Consider the following 19,624-nt stretch of genomic DNA (forward strand, 5'->3'; position numbering starts at 1 on the left):
AAACTAATTAATACTTTATGCAGGGCAAGGCAATTATTACTGAAGCACCTTTAACTCCATTACGCACCTCTATAGTCCCATCATGCTCATCAACTATTTTCTTAACTATTGCCAAACCTAATCCAGTTCCTCGTGGCTTACTAGTAACATAGGGCTCAAATGCCTTCTTAATGATATGAATCGGGAACCCCGATCCATTGTCTGAAACAATTATTACCGCCATAGAGTTATCATAAAACAACCTTATCCCTACAGAAGGATCTTCTTCGTTAGAAACTGCATCCAGAGCATTCCTCAACAAATTATGCAAAACTTGGCGTACCTGCTTTTCATCAGCCAACACATCAACATCCCTATCATCCAGTTCCAGATGGATTTTAAAATCATCCTGCTCATATAAAAAAGAAACCTCTGCAATTAATCCGGCAATTTTTATCGGTAACACATGAGGAAGAGGCAATTGCGTTAAATCTCTAAAATCATTTATTAAATCTTTCATTGCCACAACTTGTCTAACAATTAGATGGGTGGATCTTTCCAGCATTAACCGATCATCCCCAAATAATTTATCAGCTAATTTTACATGAAGGCGTTCAGCAGAAAGCTGTATCGGCATTAGCGGATTCTTAATTTCATGCGCCAACCTCTGAGCAATCTCCCCCCAAACCATCATCTTCTGAGCATGAACCAAAGGAGTTAAATCATCGAATACAACAATATATCCTCCCTCTTCATCATGGCTAAAGTAAGTTCCTCTCATCAACAATGATTTATTAGATAGATCAGAAGTATAATTAATCTGACGCCGCCAGGTTGATTGAGTCATAGCAAAACTATTCAGAATAACATCGGAAATTTCACGTAATCGCGGCCAAGAACTCAAGGTAACATCAAGAAGATCATGGCAGTCATCATCCAAAATTTCCTTAGCACTCCTATTTATAGCCTTAATACAAAACTGAGCGTCAAAAGTTATTACTCCTGTAGTCAAAGTTTTCAGTATATTAGATAAATAAGAACGCTCCCTTTCTATCTCTATACTCTTTTCTCTAGCCAATTGTTGAGTATCTCTCAACTGACATGTCATCTGATGAAACAAACGGGTCAATAACGATAACTCATCTGTTCCACCACTAAACTGTCGTGGAGAAAAATCACCATGAGATACCGCCTCAGTTCCCTCAAACAGCATGAATATAGGAGCCGCCAACAAATCACTGTAGTAAATCGCAGCCAAAACAGCAAATAACAAAATAAGTAACAAAACTAAAGTTAGGGATAATATGTACAGCTTTTTCAAATTCTTTCTTGAAAAAGCCAGCGTTGCGTAGTCTCTATTAACATCCTCAACACTAACCAAAGAATGGCTCAAAGATTCAGGTATACTTTTTTGTACCACCAAAAATAGCTTCCTAGGGAGCATACCAGAATTCATCAATGGCCTAACAACCAATAAACCATAACGATTACTTTTGGCATCAATCTTTACAATAGACAAAGAACCCACCCGCTCTGCTTCCAATAACTGAGATTTCGTAGGAACACTACTTGGTTGCAGAGACAAGCTATGATCAGAAACATAGGACAAAACCCTGCCATGCAAATCTACAATAAAAACATCATCCAGCTGAGCAGAATCCTTCAACATTAGAAGAGATCTACTCATTCTAAAACTACTTGGCGAAGCATTTTCTATAGAAACAGCAGCATCACGAGCAGCAGCGGTCAGATTATAGAGCATAGTGTTCAATATATCCCTACCTAACTTCACTCCTGACTCTAACGCTTTATCAACGTGAACATCAAACCATGACTCAATACTGTGTGTCACAAAACCGATTGAAACTAGATAAATAACCACCCCAGGAAAAAACGATACAACTGTAACCAAAATTACCAAACGCATCTTCAGTCGCGTCCCAAATCTACGGATACGGTACTGGTAAACCAAATTTTTAATTTGCACCAAAATAATAACAATCGAACAAATAGAAAGAGCTATGTCTAATAAGACAAACAGCCAAAAGTATCGGATCAATATGGGGGAATTAGCCGTGCCAAAAGTAAGCAAAAAAAGCAAAAAAAGGGAGCAAACAGCAAGCACAGACAACACATACTTCATGATGCCTCAGCCTGAAAACTACCATCTTTAAACAATAAACCCCACCGGAACCAACCTGAATCTGACTGCCAACGAATATAACCACCGGAACCAATTTGAAAAACAGGAGGCAATTTGTCCGTTACTATAAAAAACCTCACCATAGCTTGGTAGGATATATCATCCTGCAATTGCAACGAACAAGATACTTTCCAACTATCGATATGGCTAAAATGATTGAGAAGATCCTCAAGAGAATCAAATACTAGATAGACGCCTTTTCTGGTAACTCCGGTCAGATAGTACTTACCGGTAATAGCATGGTAAGAAACCTTCCACTCCTGTGATTCATCCAAAATACCATCATCAAACCAAAAATTTCGTTTTTTTTCTAACCGAAATTCAGAGCCCAAATACACCGCCACTCCCAAACGTACCAAATTATTCAAATCATCGGGAAATTTGATTTGAAAAGAATATTTTACAGATAAACAACCACCATCATAAACCAACGATCCATAAGTTATCAGAATCTGTCCACAACAAACCTGCGGTAATAAAAAAAGAGAAAATACCACAAGATAAAATCTCAACCTGTTGATTATCAAGGATAAACTAAGGTTATCATTTTTTTGTAAGACTGGCATAAAAAAAACCATCGCTGTAAGGACCGGGGCACAAACAGACACCCCATCTTCTGGATCCCTGCTGTTCGGATAGGCACGCAACAAAAACGTCTGTAAACCTCTCCGTCAAAGCTTTTAGTGGAAAAGTATTTTCTTCCTCAAACAAGGAACAAGTTACATACAAGAGCTGCCCCCCTCGTTTCAACAAAGGCCAAACAGTCGCCAACATATTGGACTGAATGCCAGCAAAATTCAACAAATCTTCTTCTTTCTTATTCCATTTAGCACAAACATGCCTACGCACACTACCTGAGCCAGAACACGGAACATCTAGAACTATAGCATCGAATAGTCTCCCATCCCACCAACTAGAAACATCGAATAAATCAGCATGTACAGCAGTTGCCTCTAAACCTAGCCTGGACAACTCCCCCCGCAGACGAAATAGACGGTCGGAGCAACTATCCACTGCTGTAGCAACAATTCCATCAAAAGATTCTAGAATAGCAGTTAGCTTCCCCCCGGACCCACAGCATGCATCAAGCAAACAATCACCTTCTTTAAGATTCATAAACGCAGTAACCTGCTGCGCACCAAAGTCCTGAACAGATACATATCCTTCTTCATAGTACGGGAGACCACTTTGAGAACAAGGAGAATTAAGCACAATAGCACTTGGATTAATAGCGCGGTGATAAAAAGTCAACGAATCTAAGATATCCCTGTATTTTTGTAGAGAGATCTTCCTTCTATTGACTCGCAAAGACATTGGTGGATGCCCAAGCAAAGTTTGAGCTAACTCTTCCCAATTGTCGGGATATAACTCGCGCAAACGAACAATCCACCACTCCGGCAATCGGTACCGCAAACTGTCGCTCTTAAGCAATCGCTCTTGCAGAGACTCCCTTTCACGTAGATAGCCTCTCAGAACTGCATTGGCCAATCCAGACAAGTACCCATGGCGCCCCCTTTTAACAATAGCAACAACTTGATCAACAATCGCATAAGCATGGTCGGTATCCGCATCCAACTTAGAAATTGCTACTAGCATGAGACTGTGAAAAAAAGGAGTCCACTTTCGCCCTCTACCACTAATCAGACGGGACGATAAAACTGCCTCAACGTAGTTAAGATTTCTCACAACATCATAAGAAGCAAACCTGACAGCAGGTAGTTGAAAATTAGAAATAGGAACAATTGATAATGCATTGGGCAAAGAACGACCTCGCATTACCTCACACAAAACACGAGCACTCAAGCATAAAACATCATTCAACGATACTAAAGACACTTTAATAATAGACCTAAAAACTACACGATGGACCCCAGACCAAGAACACACCCAACTGCCAAACCAGAACCCAGCGAGAACTCAAATGCAGGTAGTCGCTTCCCTCCTGGCTTCTGTAAAAATAACAAGCGGACAAAGCCATCACCACATGCAACCACCGCCCCCGACCTGCAGACAGACAAAACAGTTCCAGGAACCCCGCAAAAAGATTTTGCTATCCAGCAAACTGGTTCGAGCGACAAAATTTTTATTAATTTATAGTCATACGTAGAATAAACTCCCGGGAAAGAGCCAAAAGCTCTCACGAAACGATCCAACTCAAGAGCACCCTTCGACCAATCAATAACATATCGTCGATCTAATTTGGGTGCATAAGTAACTTCACCTGCACACTGAGCAGCACCAGTTACTCCGACATCAAGCCGATCTAAAGCGAGACAAATTGCCTTACCTCCCAAAACTGCCAAAATATCATGTAACTGCAAAACATCCATCCGTGGCAACACCGGAGTAGCCAAAGAAAGAATAACTGGACCTGCATCTAGCACATCCGTCATTCTAATAATTGAAACACCAGAAAAACGGTCACCAGAAAGAATCGATTGATTAATAGGGGACGCACCCCTGTGCCTGGGTAACAGTGAAGCATGGACATTAATACAACCCACAGCAGGCAAATCCAGAATGACTTTTGGAAAAAAACTACCATAAGCCGACACAACAATAGCATCGGGAGAATAACCGCGAAGAGTATCAATAAACCCAGGCTCTTTTAAAGTTTCAGGTTGAAGAACAGGAACCCCCAACTCCAAAGCAAGCTCCTTTACAGGAGAAACTCTGTTCCTCATTCCCCTGCCAGCCCGACGATCAGGCATAGTCAACACTGCTGAAACCTGGTGCCTTCCCTGCGAAATGGCCCTTAACGTCGCCGCACCAAAAACAGGTGTACCAGCAAATACGATCTTCACCTAAACAAAGCCCTCTAATCTGAAAAAACTGATGTGTTATCAATCTACGTTGGTGGAGGAAAAAAAAGATTCAGCTTTTAACCGTTCACTTTCCTCCAAGTGATCGATAAAAACCTTACCATCCAAATGGTCTATTTCATGTTGAACACAAACAGCCAACAATCCATCAGCCTCCATGGTGCAACGCTTCCCTCTAAGGGTGTAGTATTCAAGCAAAATTTTTGAAGGACGCTCAACATAGCCAAGCACGTCGGGAACAGAAAGACAGCCCTCTCGTGTTACTACTTTTCCACTACTTTCAATAACGTTAGGGTTCACAAAAACCCTCAAATCATTTTGCTTTTCGGATACGTCAACAACAATAATTCTCTTACGAGCATCCACCTGGGTAGCAGCCAACCCTATACCCTTGTAGTGATACATAGTATCAGCCATACCATCAGCTAATATAGCCAAACTCGCACAAAAGGAAGTAACAGGATCAGCCTTAACACGTAAACGAGAATCTGGATACGATAGTATGGTCAGTATAGTCATATACGAAATAGCCTTTAAAATTTTCTACACCCAAACCGACAGTGGCCGCTTATGAGAACATTAACTGTAGTTGGCATTTACGCCACTCTGATCACCAGCTTCTACTCATGTGGGGCAACCTATTACGACAGCCCTTCGCCTACGACAGCCACCATATCCCCACGTATTAGAACCTATGGGGATCAACAAAATCAAGGAAAAGGGTACTTGAGACTCAGCAAAATAGAATCTTTTTTAGATTTCCCCTTAGTAATAGAAAATAGCAACAAGTTGCACAAATTAGGAAGAATAATAGCCAATAGTAACCAAGAAACTTTCTCACGAAAAGATTCAATACTATACGTAACCAACCTAGATCATTTGCCCAAAAACACACCGGTAGACATTGTCACTACTGGGGACACTGTAGTAAACCCAACAACAAAACATATGCTGGGAATAGAGCTCATAAAAGCAGGAGAGGGAATTATTGTCTCGCAAGGCATAGTAAGCAAAGTCTTAGTTACTGAAAGTATTAGAGAAATAACTGTGGGGAACTACCTACTACCCAAATCTACGATAGAGATCTCTGGCCTCACGCCCATCGTAGCACCTAGCAATGCCCCGGAAAAATTGACGCAAATTTGCTCGATTTACGGCGATAGCTCAAAATTCAGTGGGAATTTAAGCATAGTATCTATAGGATTAGGAAGTAAGCACGGCATCAAAAAAGGAGATGTCATGTTTGTATACAAATTTTTATCAACCTATGCGAGCAAAATCTATCCCCATAGTAAAGAAAGAAAAAATCAAGGGTTTAGATTCAGTAGTAACAGCAAAATACCTAAGGTCATCTACGATAAAAAACTAGTAGGGGAAATAATGATTATATCCGTTTTTCCCGATATTTCTTACGCTATAGTCAAATCTGCAAAGGAAATCTTAGATATCGGTGATATGGTAACCAACAAAAAAGATCAATAATCTTGCAAAAACTGTTATCTTCCTCTGTAGTAATCATTAGCCAGAAGATGGCAGTCACTAAACCATATTGGTTAAGTGGTTATCGCCATCTGCAGCGACCTTTATTATTTAGACCTTAATTGAGATTTTTACTAATATCCATGAATACCCAAAACAAGACACTCATAATTGCCGAAAAACCGTCAGTTGCTGCCGATATCGCCAAATCACTCGGAGACTTTGAAAAGCACAAAGACTACTACGAGAATGATGAATATGTTATCAGCTTCTCTGTGGGACATTTACTTGAATTAACCGTCCCTGAGGAATTTGACATCAAAAAGGGGAAATGGAGCTTTGCGAAATTGCCAGTCATACCCCCATATTTTGAACTTAAGGAAATAGAAAAAACGTGTGACCGACTTAAGGCTTTACTGAAACTTATCAAGCGCAAAGACATATCTGAAATAGTAAATGCCTGTGACGCAGGAAGAGAAGGAGAATTAATATTTCGGTACATCATTCAGTTCTCAAAAACGAAAAAACCAACTAAGAGATTGTGGTTACGATCAATGACACAATCTTCTATAAGGGAGGGATTTAAAAATCTAAGAAACAACGAAGAAATGATGGGTCTAAATGATGCAGCTAGATGCCGTGCCGAAGCCGATTGGCTAGTAGGAATAAACGGAACTAGATGTATGACCGCGTTCAACTCCAGGGAGGGTGGATTTTTACTCGTAACTATAGGCCGCGTTCAAACACCCACCTTAGCCATGGTAGTTGCACGTGAAAACCAAATCCGCAAGTTTGAAAGCAAACCTTACTGGGAACTGCACGCTGACTTCCACATCGGCAAAGAAAATTACCAAGCAATGTGGTTTGACCATAACAGTAATAGTAAAGAAAAAAAACCTGAAGAAAAACACCACCGTAGCACCAGACTCTGGGATGAAGAAGCAGCAAAAAAAATACATCAAGACTGCATATCCATAGGTACCGGCCAGATTGTTGACGAACAAAAACCGAGCAAACAGTCACCGCCACCATTATTCGACCTGACAAGCCTACAACGCGAAGCCAATAGAAGATTTGGTCTATCAGCGAAATCAACACTGAACGTTGCCCAAGCGCTGTACGAGAAACACAAAGTTATCACCTATCCACGCACAGATGCAAAAGCCCTGCCAGAAGACTACGTTAACACCGCCAAATCTATTCTAAAAACCATCAAATCATCTCCCTCTCTAGCAGAGTACAAAATATTCGCTGAGGAAATTATCAATAACAGCTGGGTTAACGGAAAAAACAAAAAAGTATTCGACAATGAAAGAATATCTGACCACTTTGCCATCATACCAACCACAATGGCCCCAAAAAAATTGTCAGAAATAGAGATGAAAATTTTTGATGCTATTATGCGTAGATTTTTAGGGGTATTTTTTCCAACGGCAGAATTTTTAATCACAACACGTATTACTACTGTTGGACCTTATAAGTTTGTAGCAGAAGGCAAAATAATCACGTCACCCGGGTGGAAAGTTCTTTACTCGGTGGACAAAGATGGACGCACACTACCACCTGCCAAAGCAAACGCAATAGCTGATCTTGAGGATGTAGAGATTAAGAGTCTTCACACCAAACCATCACCCAGATTTACGGAAGCTTCACTACTGTCTGCTATGGAAAGCGCAGGAAAATTCGTTGAGGATGACGAATTTCGCGAAGCTATGAGCAAAAAAGGACTAGGAACGCCAGCAACGCGAGCTGCCATTATCGAAGGACTCATCCACGAGGGATACATAATAAGGCAAAGCAAGGAGCTAATACCTACGGCAAAAGCATTTTCCATAATGACATTGCTCCACGGCTTAGACATTTCTGAGCTTACTTCACCAGAGCTAACTGGAGAGTGGGAACATAAATTGTCATTGATAGAAAAAACACAGCTTTCACGAGAAAGCTTTATGAAAGAAATTCGTGACACTACAGCAAGAATTGTTTCTCAAGCAAAAAATTATGAATCAGACACGGTTCCTGGAGACTACGTCACGCTATCAACTGCGTGCCCAAAATGCAAAGGTATTATAAAAGAAAATTACCGTTACTTTAAATGCCAGGGATGCGATTTTTCACTGCCAAAAGCACTAGCTGGACGCCTCTTTGAGTACAATGAAGTAGAAGAGTTGTTGGAGAAAAAATCGCTAGGAACGCTAACTGGTTTTTTTAGCAAGCAAAGACGTCCTTTCTCCGCTGCACTAAAATTAGACAACGAAGGAAACATAACTTTTGATTTTGGCCAGATTGATGATCAAAGTGAGCCAATAGACTTCAGCGACAAACAACCTTTAGGACGTTGCCCAAAATGCTCTGGACAAATATTTGAGTTACCATATCAGTACTTATGCGAAAATGCCTTAGAAAAAGGTGAAAAACGGTGTCCATTTAAAACACCAAAAGTAATCCTACAGCGAGATATAGAAAAAGATCAAATAGTCAAACTTTTATCCTTCAAGGAAACTGATCTTTTGGATCGCTTCATATCCAAGAAAGGAAGGGCTTTTTCTGCTCACCTAGTAATTAAGGATGATGGGCTAATAGGATTCAAATTCCAAGACAACAAAGGAAAAGGGAAAGCTGTAGCTAAAAAAGCTAGCAATGTAAAATCAACTAAGCCCTCCTCAGAAAAAAAACCCGCCAAAAAATCTAATCCAAAAACACCAGCAAAGAAGAAAAAAATTACTGGCAAGTAATCACATCTTTCTCTGTTACGATTATGTTCATAGGTAAATCATGATCCTCTTCAAAGTTTTTATCAATCGCCAAGCTGGAATAAGAAACACCTACCTTAAAAATATTTTCATTTGCGTGTGTGCTAAAAAATCTATCAAAGCATCCCTTGCCATATCCAACTCTGTAACCAGACCTTGTCCACCCCAACATAGGAACTACAACAGCATGCACTGTTTCAACAATAATTCCTTGAAACTTTGGCTCTGGAATAAAATAACGGCCGCGGGCAAAAGAACCATCACCGCACCACTGGCAAAAACATATAGAATCATCCTCATTGGTATGAGGCAATAAAATAGTAAGTACACTTTTACTCAAAACACTAGCCATAGGCAGCAGATCTGGTTCCCCTAGAATTGGAAAGTAAAATCCAATATGTCTGTAGCTACCATCCATGAATAGTGGATATAATTTGCTCTGTATTGCTCGATCTGCCCATATCTTGTAGTCATTTGACATGCTTTTACGAATACTGAGCAACGATTTTCTTAAGTCTTTTTTTAGTACGGACATACTGTTCACACCGATAAATAATATTAGATTATTATTCTACTGTTTATGGTATCTTCACCGTTATAATAAATGCACTCTAGTCGATTTTACCAAGAATTTTTTTCTTAATCATTATCTTACCTACAACGATATTGGGAGTAACTTTATGGAGAACAATCGCGAAAAAGCCCTTTCTGCTGCCATCGCACAAATAGAAAAGCAATTCGGTCGCGGGGCTATCATTCGCATGGGGGACAAAACAGAAGTTGAAGATATTCAGGCGGTATCATCAGGTTCAATTGGTCTTGACATAGCCCTTGGAATAGGTGGCTTTCCCAAAGGTCGTGTAGTTGAAATTTATGGTCCTGAGTCTTCTGGAAAAACTTCATTAACCCTTCACGTTGTAGCAAACATACAGAAAGCAGGTGGTACTGCAGCATTCATTGATGCGGAACACGCATTAGATTTGCAATATGCTGCTAAGCTAGGAGTAAAAATCGACGATCTTCTCGTATCTCAACCAGATACAGGAGAACAAGCATTAGAAATTTGTGACATGTTAGTTAGATCAGGCGGAGTTGATCTCATAGTAGTTGATTCAGTAGCAGCACTTACACCACGAGCCGAAATTGAGGGAGAAATGGGAGATTCCCATGTAGGACTGCAAGCAAGACTCATGAGTCAAGCATTGCGCAAACTTACTGGACACATAAAAAAAACCAACACGTTAGTAATTTTTATTAACCAAATTCGTATGAAAATTGGAATCATGTTTGGAAACCCCGAAACAACAACTGGAGGAAATGCTCTTAAATTCTACTCCTCCGTTCGTATAGACATACGGCGCATAGGCACCATAAAACGCGGCGAGGAAATTGTAGGATCAGAAACCAGAGCTAAGGTTGTAAAGAACAAAATTGCTGCACCATTCAAACAAGCTGAATTTGACATTTTGTACAATGAGGGAATATCACGAGAAGGGGAATTAATAGACCTTGGAGTAAATTTAAAAATCATTGATAAGTCTGGTTCATGGTACAGCTACAAAGGACAAAAAATGGCTCAGGGCAAGGATAATACTAGGGATTTCCTGAAGAACAATTCAAATTTAGCAGAAGAAATTCTTCGACAAGTTATGGAACAGGGACAACGTCCCACTCACCCAGCAGAAAAGGCAAAAAAATGCGTTACAGAAAATGAAGATTCATTAGTTTTGGCAGAGTAACGACTTAATAATTATGGCTGAAGATAGCAAATTATTTGAATCCCTTTATCAAATAGGAATAAAAGCACTTGCTCGTCGAGAACACTCAAAGAGAGAACTTTTCTCTATTTTTCGACGCCATACGCAAAATACAACCATTATGGAGTCAGTAATTTTTGCCCTTATTGACAACAATATTCTTTCTGAACAAAGATTCGCCGATAACGTTTGTAGAAGTAAATCACGAAACTATGGAGCAAACTATGTCAAACAGTTACTAAAAAGTCATGGTATTCCCGAGCACTCAGTCAAAGAACAGCTTGAAAAAGTCTCTGAAAATGAGCGAGAAATAGCACGAAATTTGCTATCCAAAAAACTTCGACAACAGCCCCTTATGCCCCTGTTAAAACAGCGATTGTTTTTAAGAAATAAGGGGTTTTCCCAAGATACAATCAGTGACGTTGTGACTTATAAAAAATAATCATACCGGCAATAAGAAGATGCTTTTTTACTTTTTATTTCAATAGTGTATCATCATAGTAGGAACCTAAGCTTTAGAAGGAGAAGTCACCCTCAGAATATAAAAGTACACGCGCATCATCAACATAAGGAGTCTGTTTATGGAAGTCATCGTATTCGGCAAAAACATACGCACCTCTAGGGCGCTCAAAGAGTTCACTGAAGACAGAATTATTCGTGCCTTCAAGTCCATACGTCACACAGTTGAACGTGTAAAAGTTACTCTGAGCAAAGAAAGGGATTCCCGCATTGCTAAAATTCACTGCAACATAGGTGGACGTGGATTGGCCATGCAAGGAGAAGACGATAACATCTATGGGGCCGTAAGTGTAGTTGCCTCCCAACTCAACAAAAAAATAGCCAGAGAAACTAAAAAGAAGAGAACGGAACCTCGAAGGGCTTCAGTTCGGTCAAGCAACTCCTCCACTGCATAATTGTTAGTTATGGTCTTGCCGGGTGCCTGCGTGGTAGGTGCCCGGTCGGCATAGTTTCTTAGTCAACCGTAGTTCATTGCAATTATCAACAAAACTGTAGCTTATGTCATCAACAAATTGACTAATAAGATGAATTCCTAGCCCTCCGACCGGTATATCCTCTATTGATTTATGTGATAACTGTTCGCTGCCATGTTTCTTAGCAATCGAAAGAGGGTTAAATTCTGTGGCTCGATCACGGTATATAGCTAATATTTTGTCCTGTTTTACATGAACATCAATAGAAACCCAAAATGATGATGGGTTTTTACCATAACCGTGAAGCAGAGCATTCATGTAAAGCTCATCAAAAACCAAGGCGAGAGACATAACAACCTTTGGGTCTTGGTCCCTCAGCTCAGCTCTAGACCACAGCAGAAAAGCATCTATAAGACGCCCTAACCCATGATCACCATCCGTAACTTCCCAATAAAAACTCTTTCCTGACCCCAAGAGAAAGACCCTCACATCAAAAACAGGAATCCCCCACGCACCACAACAAAAATTCCGAAAAAAATCAAATCGGCATGGTATCGTAACAACCGCTGTTAGATGATATCATCGGAAGTGAAACCAGCCGCTTTTGTTTTTTTCGGTGAAATTACGCGATTAACCGTAACATCTCATGAATATAATCATCCTTGCTGCGGGACGAAGTACCCGTATGCGCTCGCAGAAACCTAAAATACTCCACCGTCTGGCAGGAAAACCGGTTCTCAGCCATGTGATCCAAACGGCAAAGGAACTAAAATCCCAACAAGTGGTTATTGTATGTGGAAAAGACAAGGGAACTTTACAATCACTTGTTAACGAAGATAGAATTTTTTTTGCAGAACAGCCAGAACCCACAGGAACCGGCTCCGCTGCTCGCATTGGCTTGAATCTTATTAGAAATGACGATCTTACCCTCATTTTATGTGCTGACATGCCTCTAATCAGCGTAATTACGTTGCGAAATGTAATTTCATCTCATAAACAACAGGGTGCTGACTTAACACTAGTTACAGAAATATTCAGCAATCCATCCTGCTATGGTCGTATCGTACGCAACGCTGACAACAGAATAGTTGAAATAGTAGAAGAAAGAGATGCCACAGAGGAAGAAAAAAAAATTAGTGAAGTTAACTGCGGAATCTATTGCTCTCGAGCAACAGAGCTACTCCGTTGGTTGGACTCTCTAGAAGCTCACAACATCCAAGGGGAATACTATTTAACAGATATAGTTAAAAAAGCTGCATCAGAAAATAGGGTAATATCCTCAGTGAGTCCCTATCACCCTCTTGAGGTACATGGTATCAACGACGCCAAACAATTGGAACAAGCAGAACGGATATTGCAAAAAAATCAGGCAGAATACCTTTTGTTACAAGGAACACGATTAGCAGACGCTTCACGAATAGAGATACGGGGCAACCTGGAATGCGAGGAAGATGTATTCATAGACATCAATTGCATCTTCACCGGTAACGTCCATCTTGGAAAAAACGTCAATATAGGCCCAAATTGCTACATAAGTGACTCAAAAATACATGATAATAGCGAGATATTGCCAAACAGTGTCATAGAAAAAAGCATTGTAGGCAGTAATGTCTCCATAGGACCTTTTGCACACATCAGACCTGGATCCAATCTGCAATGCAACACCAAAATTGGCAATTTTGTAGAAATTAAAAATTCTTTTATAAACCAAGGAAGCAAAATAAATCATTTGTCCTACATTGGCGATGCCCATGTGGGACAAAATGTGTTAATCGGGGCCGGCACTATTACGTGCAACTTTGATGGCAATAAAAAAAACCCATCCTCAATTGGGGATTACAGCTTTATCGGATCTGGAACTCAGATAGTTGCACCTATACATATTGGAGATTATGTAACTGTAGGTGCGGGTAGCACTGTAACAAAGAACATCCCTAATAACTGCCTGGCTGTATCAAGAATTCAACAAAAAAATATTCCCAAAAGAAGGCAAGATAATAAAAAGGAAACGGAGGAAGACAATACTTTAGATGATAAAGAAGAAGCAAAATAAGATTTTTTACGGCATAATCCCCCTTTTCCATTTACCTACTTGTAGGAAAGAGCAGTCAATGTGTGGAATTGTTGCGGCATCATCACGGAAAAATATTGTCCCATCGATGATAACTAGCTTGGAAACCCTTGAATATCGAGGATATGACTCAGCTGGAATAGCGGTGACTTCCCCTAAAACATCACATATAAGAATCGTGGGAAGAATTAATGAACTCAAAGCAAAAGTTAATGAAAATAATCTTTCGGGTACAACTGGAATTGGTCACACTAGATGGGCAACTCACGGACAACTAAATGAGAATAATGTCCACCCCTTATCTTTTGAGAACATTATACTTGTTCACAACGGAGTAGTGGAAAATATTAGGGAATTAACTGACAAATTCCCGCTATCCAGCCCCCTTTCTTCAGAAACTGACTCCGAATTCATAGCTGCAATCATAGTTTGGTGGAAAAATAACAAGTCCATTAGTACCCTTGAAGCAATTACAAACACCATAAGGGTAATACGGGGTTCATTCGCATTGGCCATCATAGACACAAACCACCCTGAAGAAATTTATCTGACCAAATGTTCTTCACCATTGGTAGTAACAAAGACTGGCAATGGAATCTTCGCCGCCTCTGATCCCATCGGGATAGCTCACATAAGCGACCATTTTATCGATCTCCACGACTACGATATAGCCTGTTGTTCACAAAACAGTATCAACATAATTGATAGAAATAACTGTACAGTTAACCGACCCTGGAAAAAAATTAGCTCCTATAATAGACCGCAACAACTAAATACTCTTTATTCAAGCTTTATGGAAAAGGAAATACATGAACAACCCCGAATTCTAGACGAGATCATTAATCGCTTCATAAAAGAAGACGAAATATTTTACAACAAGGATCTACCAGAAACATTTTGGCATACCCTAAAGGAGATAAATAACATTCATATAATCGGCTGTGGAAGTAGCTACCACGCAGCAGCACTAGCCAAAAATTGGTTTGAGGATATCACTGGGATCCACACAGAAGTTGATATAGCAAGCCAATTCAAAGGAAATCCATGCCAAATTTTGGAAAACAGTATGGTTATATTTGTATCTCAATCAGGAGAAACAGCAGACATTCTGGAAGTACTAAAGAGAATGCCATCCACAAAAAAAATATTAACCTTGGCCCTATGCAATGCCGAAAATTCAACTCTGGCCCAAAAAACAAATTTTTTCTGGCCCATCAAGGCAGGTATAGAAATCAGTGTAGCATCAACAAAAACTTTCTCATCTCAACTGTTATGTCTACTAATTTTGGCAATTGCCATTAGATCAGAGAAAGGTTGCTTCTCTACCAGTGAAAAACATGACATTTGCAAGCAAGTACGAGAAATTCCATCAGCTGTACAAAGCATACTAGATCTGGACGAAAACATTATTTCTGGATACGCAAAAAAACTTAGCCAACAACAAAACATTATATTCCTAGGAAGTCTTGAAGACTATCCCTTAGCACTTGAAGCGGCCCTAAAGATAAAAGAACTAACATATATTCACGCAGAAGGATACTCCTCCGGAGAGTTCAAACACGGACCACTTGCGATGGTTGATAACCAATTACTGGTTGTCTTCATCGTAACCAACAGCAAAGTATTTAACAGAATCTGTGTTCACCATGCACAAGTATCTACAAGAAAAGGAAAATCTATAGTCATGTCTGTAGGAGAAGATGTTAATATGGACCAAGATGGGATTTTCATTAAACACATCCCCCCTCTGTGCCGCCCCTTTTGCATGGCAACTGTTCTACAGCAACTAGCAAGACTTGCAGCACAAGAACGTGGGCTGGAAATTGACAAACCTCGCAATCTAGCAAAATCTGTAACAGTTGAGTAAATCCTCCGGAAAAATATGAGTATATTATTCTTTGTGCTTTCAATACTAGGAGTAGCCCTCTTCGAAAGATATTCCAAATATTTTCTTTTGCTTGGAGGAATATCTATTGTTTCTGTCAGATTGTTTCTTCATAACGAATCTTTTCATACCATTTTACTTCCACTCATATCTCACAAAACTTTTCTTCTAGATTTATTTTTTATCTTGACAACATTTTCTTTCATTTCCGAACACTTTGAACGCTCACGTTTAACAAATGTTATAAAACATATCATTCCTAATCGACCTAGTGGATACTTCACTCTTTTATTTATTATCTTCGTTTTATCTATATTTTTAGATAACATTATTGCTGCACTAATAGGAGGAACAATAGCTAAAGGAATTATCGGTGATGTTTGCATTCCATTCATTGCTGCCATAGTCGCAGCAGCCAATGCCGGAGGAGCCGGAAGTGTGTTAGGAGATACAACTACTACCATGATATGGCTGTCTGGAGTCCCCGCAGCCAATCTTTTATACGCATTTTTCGGTTCTTGTGCGGCTTTACTATTGTTTGGAATACCGGCATCTCGATACCAATATAGTCAAATCGAAAACAAACAACAGGAAACAGAATGTAAAAAGCACTCCCGTATCGACTGGACAAGATTATTTTTTGTTGTGTTTTTACTTTGCACCTTAATCACTGCAAACACGATAAAAAATAGCTATTCTGAGAAAGGTTTTATCAATGATTACCCGATAGTGGGAATTGTCATGATTTTTGCGTGCTTTTTAACATCATTGTGGAGAAATGTATCAAAAACTACCCTAAAAAAAAATATGTATGGACACTTTCTTCTACTAGGATTAATTATCAATGCTAATCTTCTAGACATATCGTCGCTACCAAAACCATCTACCATTTCTACCTTTATACTTGGTATAACATCTGCCTTCCTAGACAATATACCATTAACCGCTATGGCAATAGAACAAAAAGGATACAACTGGCCACTACTAGCGTTTTCCGTTGGGTTTGGGGGGTCACTAATGTGGTTCGGTTCATCAGCAGGTGTTGTCTTAACTCAACATCTTAAAAAAGGCAGAGTCATTAAGGGCTGGCTATCATTGCCACTAGTTTTATCCTTCGTAGCTGGGTTCAGTGCAATACGCCTATTAATTTAAAATTTGGCAATAATAAATAGAACACATAGCTGTAAATTTTCGCAGTTAATGTTTTTCAATAAGGAAACAAATATTCGTACGCTAACAGTAACAGAGACGCTCGGATTTTTTAGTCTCATCAACTATAATAAAATAAATGATTGATATATCTTGTACATATTGGCAATTGATACGACAACTTCTACATATTATTAATAGTAAACAATACCATACAATACCATCTGACTGGAAGATTGCTGTTCGTAAAATTATTAATCGCTAACAGGAAGGGTGTTACATTATGGTCAAAAGAGTGGAATATGTGCCTTTAGTAGAGGTTGAAGCAGCAGAAAACAACGATAACACCACCACCACCACCCCAGCGAACTCGATAGAAGTGCTAAAAAACTCTGGAGAAGATATAGAAAATTACTTGAAACTTGGCTACGGACCTAGCAAACACGCAGCTTGTGTTGGCGCCGATGGAATACCAAAAATATACACGAAAAAAGGCACTAGACCAGGTGGTAGACGTGAAACACGGCACCAAAGGCTTGACGTCTCAGCACCAACTATGACTACTGTCAGATCGAAGAAATGTCATACCTTGGGAAATATGTCGTGTAGAGAAAAATGTGCACTCCTGATATTGGTTTTAATAGCAATTGCTGTCCTTTTTTTCTTACTGGGATTTATTATGGGGTCATACTTCAAAAAATCTACATAAAAATAAAACTAAAGGAAACACATAAATCAAAGTGTCTCTGTGTATTCATTTTTATCAGTAAACACCACTTTTTTGCCGCAATATTTATCAATTAATTAGGTATAATTGCGCGGAATGTAGGTTAGTAATTGCTGTATAAAAGTTGGAAATGAGTAAAAACATGGAGATTAATTTGTGGGAACAGCCGGTAATTTGCATAATTATGGAGTCGACCAACTTTCACTACAGGAAGGGACGGGTGCTGTCCCTAAACAATCGTCAAGCGAAAGTGTAAGCACGTTATCTTCTTCACCTTCTCCTCTGCAATCAAGCCCCCAGCTTCCTCCTTACAGAGAGCCACCACCTTCATATGAAGATGCCTGTAGAATGTTGAAGTTACTCCAAGTAAATGAAAATAATGCAGTGATGCCCCCCCCCCACGTCTCTCCCTTTATGAAAAGCAAAGGAAGGAGGAGTATACGTGGCAATCATGCCGATAACTGTCCCCTACCAAATAAGCGGCCTCGGTTAATGATGACTGCAAGTAAATCAACCACCCTGGATACTATTCCTGAGGAGGAAGACTGAAGAAAACCCGACTAATAACACCTCTGGTAACGGCGGAACAAACTCTGAGTTATATTGCTCATAAATTACCTGATGTGAAGCTATAGTTATCGCTGTGTACCCCATATCTAACAAAATGCGATATTAGAGCCATCGCGCATACTATATTTAATTTTCACCTCCACCATGGGTAAAAGCACAAATGCGAATTACTTGCAATTATCAATTAATGGTTGTTTTTAGGGCAACTACCGCAAAGTATGCAGTCTAATTCGAAGTCAACCATGAGCACTATAACTATAAAAATAGAATCTACAGCCATGCCTATAATTTCATATGAGATTTTAATTCCTCGCTCCACTTCAACAACATTTTTGCAGTAACTTGAAACACACAAAAATGGCATGTAACCCTCGACTGCAGAAAATATACCTTCTTTCTCCATATATAATAAAATTTTTCTTTCTTGTGGATTAATTTGCTATACTAACAACGATATAGTTCACTTATATTATTTCATATTTGACACAGATAAAAATGCATCAAATTCATCTATAAATCTTCTTCTTTTATTTTCTCCGCACCACATTATCTTATACCAATAACATCGTTACCTAATCATCAGGTGAAATAATATGAAAAGTATACAGATTAGCAGTCATATTTTTATTCCTTATATCCCTGCTGTAATTATCGCCGCCCAAACTAATAAAAAAGCAAATGCATTGGAAAAACAACTATTAACATCAGATCAATAATTAGTAATTCTTGCCCTATTTATGACGATTGAATTTTTTTAATAATCGTTATAGTTTTTGTGATTTTAATATCATTAAAACATAAAATATCTAACTCTTTCTTTGTATATTAATGCAAGAAATAGGCGGTTTTTACCCTCCAATACATCGAACTACTAATGGCCAATCCTCGCAATTTCCTCTTGGTCATTATGTTACCTAATTGGAAAATTGATCTATAAAAATCATACCTTATAATAACAATTAGATCACTTTCATTTGCCATACCACCCCATAGTAATAAATATTTAACGAGAAAAATATACATATCTCTCAATCGATAATGATAAATAATGTATAGCAATATGCAAATGATATTTTATAGACTTCACTAGTCATATTATCACTAATAGCATAAGCATTTAATACACCCCGTACTAATTAACAAATGAGGAGTTAACTTATCCATATCACTATTAGTGGCGAATACCATACCATAAATTCATAAGCACTTGAGCTTGAGCTTGTAATAGCAGCTTCGTAAAAACAGCATGTTAACCTGAAGGAAATAGATAATGATCCTTGATGGAGTCTATGATCCC

20 protein-coding genes are annotated in these 19,624 nt (G+C 39.2%); 10 read left to right on the forward strand and 10 right to left on the reverse strand.

Annotated elements, in window-relative coordinates:
- Nucleotides 1–7: 7 nt before the first annotated feature.
- From Arg41_RS01520 to def, 5 genes are read right to left on the reverse strand one after another with little or no spacing between them, the layout of a single operon-like run.
- Nucleotides 8–2,122, reverse strand: a complete 2,115-nt coding sequence (locus Arg41_RS01520; protein ID WP_092342782.1) for a sensor histidine kinase — start codon at nucleotides 2,120–2,122, stop codon at nucleotides 8–10.
- Nucleotides 2,119–2,748, reverse strand: coding sequence for a DUF4390 domain-containing protein (locus Arg41_RS01525; RefSeq protein WP_157722217.1), 630 nt, complete (start codon nucleotides 2,746–2,748; stop codon nucleotides 2,119–2,121). Before Arg41_RS01525 ends, Arg41_RS01520 begins: the two co-directional genes overlap by 4 nt.
- Entirely contained in the window at nucleotides 2,726–4,069 is a 1,344-nt protein-coding gene (locus Arg41_RS01530) for a transcription antitermination factor NusB (RefSeq protein WP_092486541.1), read from the reverse strand. The genes Arg41_RS01525 and Arg41_RS01530 overlap by 23 nt, the downstream gene beginning before the upstream one ends.
- Nucleotides 4,039–4,986 (reverse strand): methionyl-tRNA formyltransferase, encoded by a 948-nt coding sequence (gene fmt / locus Arg41_RS01535; protein ID WP_092342779.1) that lies wholly within the window; start codon nucleotides 4,984–4,986, stop codon nucleotides 4,039–4,041. Before fmt ends, Arg41_RS01530 begins: the two co-directional genes overlap by 31 nt.
- Before the next feature lie 39 nt (nucleotides 4,987–5,025).
- Nucleotides 5,026–5,523 (reverse strand): peptide deformylase, encoded by a 498-nt coding sequence (gene def, locus Arg41_RS01540; RefSeq protein ID WP_092342778.1) that lies wholly within the window; start codon nucleotides 5,521–5,523, stop codon nucleotides 5,026–5,028.
- A 51-nt stretch (nucleotides 5,524–5,574) separates the two neighbouring features.
- Between def and Arg41_RS01545 the strand changes: the two genes are divergently transcribed.
- Both Arg41_RS01545 and Arg41_RS01550 read left to right on the forward strand, forming a co-directional pair.
- Complete coding sequence (locus tag Arg41_RS01545; protein ID WP_092342777.1) at nucleotides 5,575–6,486, forward strand: hypothetical protein; 912 nt, start codon at nucleotides 5,575–5,577, stop codon at nucleotides 6,484–6,486.
- A gap of 140 nt (nucleotides 6,487–6,626) precedes the next feature.
- The gene (locus Arg41_RS01550) at nucleotides 6,627–9,218 is read left to right on the forward strand and encodes a DNA topoisomerase III (RefSeq protein ID WP_092342776.1); all 2,592 of its coding nucleotides are present in this window, start codon (nucleotides 6,627–6,629) and stop codon (nucleotides 9,216–9,218) included.
- Here the strand turns inward: Arg41_RS01550 and Arg41_RS01555 are convergent.
- A complete protein-coding gene (locus Arg41_RS01555; protein ID WP_092342775.1) occupies nucleotides 9,205–9,771 on the reverse strand; it encodes a 5-formyltetrahydrofolate cyclo-ligase in 567 nt (188 codons plus the stop codon). The genes Arg41_RS01550 and Arg41_RS01555 overlap by 14 nt on opposite strands.
- Before the next feature lie 145 nt (nucleotides 9,772–9,916).
- Here Arg41_RS01555 and recA point away from each other — a divergent pair, with 145 nt between their 5' ends.
- From recA to Arg41_RS01570, 3 genes are all read left to right on the forward strand, one after another.
- On the forward strand, nucleotides 9,917–10,975 hold the full coding sequence (gene recA, locus Arg41_RS01560) for a recombinase RecA (protein ID WP_092342774.1): 1,059 nt from the start codon (nucleotides 9,917–9,919) through the stop codon (nucleotides 10,973–10,975).
- 13 nt (nucleotides 10,976–10,988) lie between these two features.
- Nucleotides 10,989–11,435, forward strand: coding sequence for a regulatory protein RecX (locus Arg41_RS01565; protein ID WP_092342773.1), 447 nt, complete (start codon nucleotides 10,989–10,991; stop codon nucleotides 11,433–11,435).
- A gap of 139 nt (nucleotides 11,436–11,574) precedes the next feature.
- The gene (locus tag Arg41_RS01570; RefSeq protein WP_092342772.1) at nucleotides 11,575–11,907 is read left to right on the forward strand and encodes an HPF/RaiA family ribosome-associated protein; all 333 of its coding nucleotides are present in this window, start codon (nucleotides 11,575–11,577) and stop codon (nucleotides 11,905–11,907) included.
- A 3-nt stretch (nucleotides 11,908–11,910) separates the two neighbouring features.
- Here the strand turns inward: Arg41_RS01570 and Arg41_RS01575 are convergent, their stop codons facing one another.
- The gene (locus Arg41_RS01575; protein WP_092486547.1) at nucleotides 11,911–12,414 is read right to left on the reverse strand and encodes an ATP-binding protein; all 504 of its coding nucleotides are present in this window, start codon (nucleotides 12,412–12,414) and stop codon (nucleotides 11,911–11,913) included.
- 157 nt (nucleotides 12,415–12,571) lie between these two features.
- Between Arg41_RS01575 and glmU the strand changes: the two genes are divergently transcribed.
- Nucleotides 12,572–13,978, forward strand: a complete 1,407-nt coding sequence (gene glmU / locus Arg41_RS01580) for a bifunctional UDP-N-acetylglucosamine diphosphorylase/glucosamine-1-phosphate N-acetyltransferase GlmU (RefSeq protein WP_092490432.1) — start codon at nucleotides 12,572–12,574, stop codon at nucleotides 13,976–13,978.
- Entirely contained in the window at nucleotides 13,956–15,863 is a 1,908-nt protein-coding gene (gene glmS, locus Arg41_RS01585) for a glutamine--fructose-6-phosphate transaminase (isomerizing) (protein WP_092342769.1), read from the forward strand. Before glmU ends, glmS begins: the two co-directional genes overlap by 23 nt.
- A 170-nt stretch (nucleotides 15,864–16,033) precedes the next feature.
- Here glmS and Arg41_RS08100 read toward each other — a convergent pair whose 3' ends face one another.
- Entirely contained in the window at nucleotides 16,034–16,345 is a 312-nt protein-coding gene (locus Arg41_RS08100) for a hypothetical protein (RefSeq protein ID WP_092342768.1), read from the reverse strand.
- On the opposite strand from Arg41_RS08100, the gene Arg41_RS08105 reads away from it, so the two are divergent.
- The 3 genes from Arg41_RS08105 to Arg41_RS01605 all read left to right on the forward strand — a co-directional run bounded on the left by Arg41_RS08105 (nucleotide 16,320) and on the right by Arg41_RS01605 (nucleotide 18,306).
- Nucleotides 16,320–17,033, forward strand: a complete 714-nt coding sequence (locus Arg41_RS08105) for a hypothetical protein (protein ID WP_172792646.1) — start codon at nucleotides 16,320–16,322, stop codon at nucleotides 17,031–17,033. The genes Arg41_RS08100 and Arg41_RS08105 overlap by 26 nt on opposite strands.
- A 280-nt stretch (nucleotides 17,034–17,313) precedes the next feature.
- Nucleotides 17,314–17,739: a hypothetical protein gene (locus tag Arg41_RS01600; protein ID WP_092490433.1), complete on the forward strand. Its 426-nt coding sequence runs from the start codon at nucleotides 17,314–17,316 to the stop codon at nucleotides 17,737–17,739.
- 174 nt (nucleotides 17,740–17,913) lie between these two features.
- Nucleotides 17,914–18,306 (forward strand): hypothetical protein, encoded by a 393-nt coding sequence (locus Arg41_RS01605; protein ID WP_092486553.1) that lies wholly within the window; start codon nucleotides 17,914–17,916, stop codon nucleotides 18,304–18,306.
- 205 nt (nucleotides 18,307–18,511) lie between these two features.
- Here Arg41_RS01605 and Arg41_RS01610 read toward each other — a convergent pair whose 3' ends face one another.
- Entirely contained in the window at nucleotides 18,512–18,691 is a 180-nt protein-coding gene (locus Arg41_RS01610; RefSeq protein WP_242641367.1) for a hypothetical protein, read from the reverse strand.
- Between the two features lie 461 nt (nucleotides 18,692–19,152).
- Entirely contained in the window at nucleotides 19,153–19,308 is a 156-nt protein-coding gene (locus Arg41_RS08300; RefSeq protein ID WP_157722219.1) for a hypothetical protein, read from the reverse strand.
- Nucleotides 19,309–19,624 lie beyond the last annotated feature (316 nt).

Source organism: Candidatus Ichthyocystis hellenicum (assembly GCF_001460935.1).
Classification (GTDB): domain Bacteria; phylum Pseudomonadota; class Gammaproteobacteria; order Burkholderiales; family 2013Ark19i; genus Ichthyocystis; species Ichthyocystis hellenicum.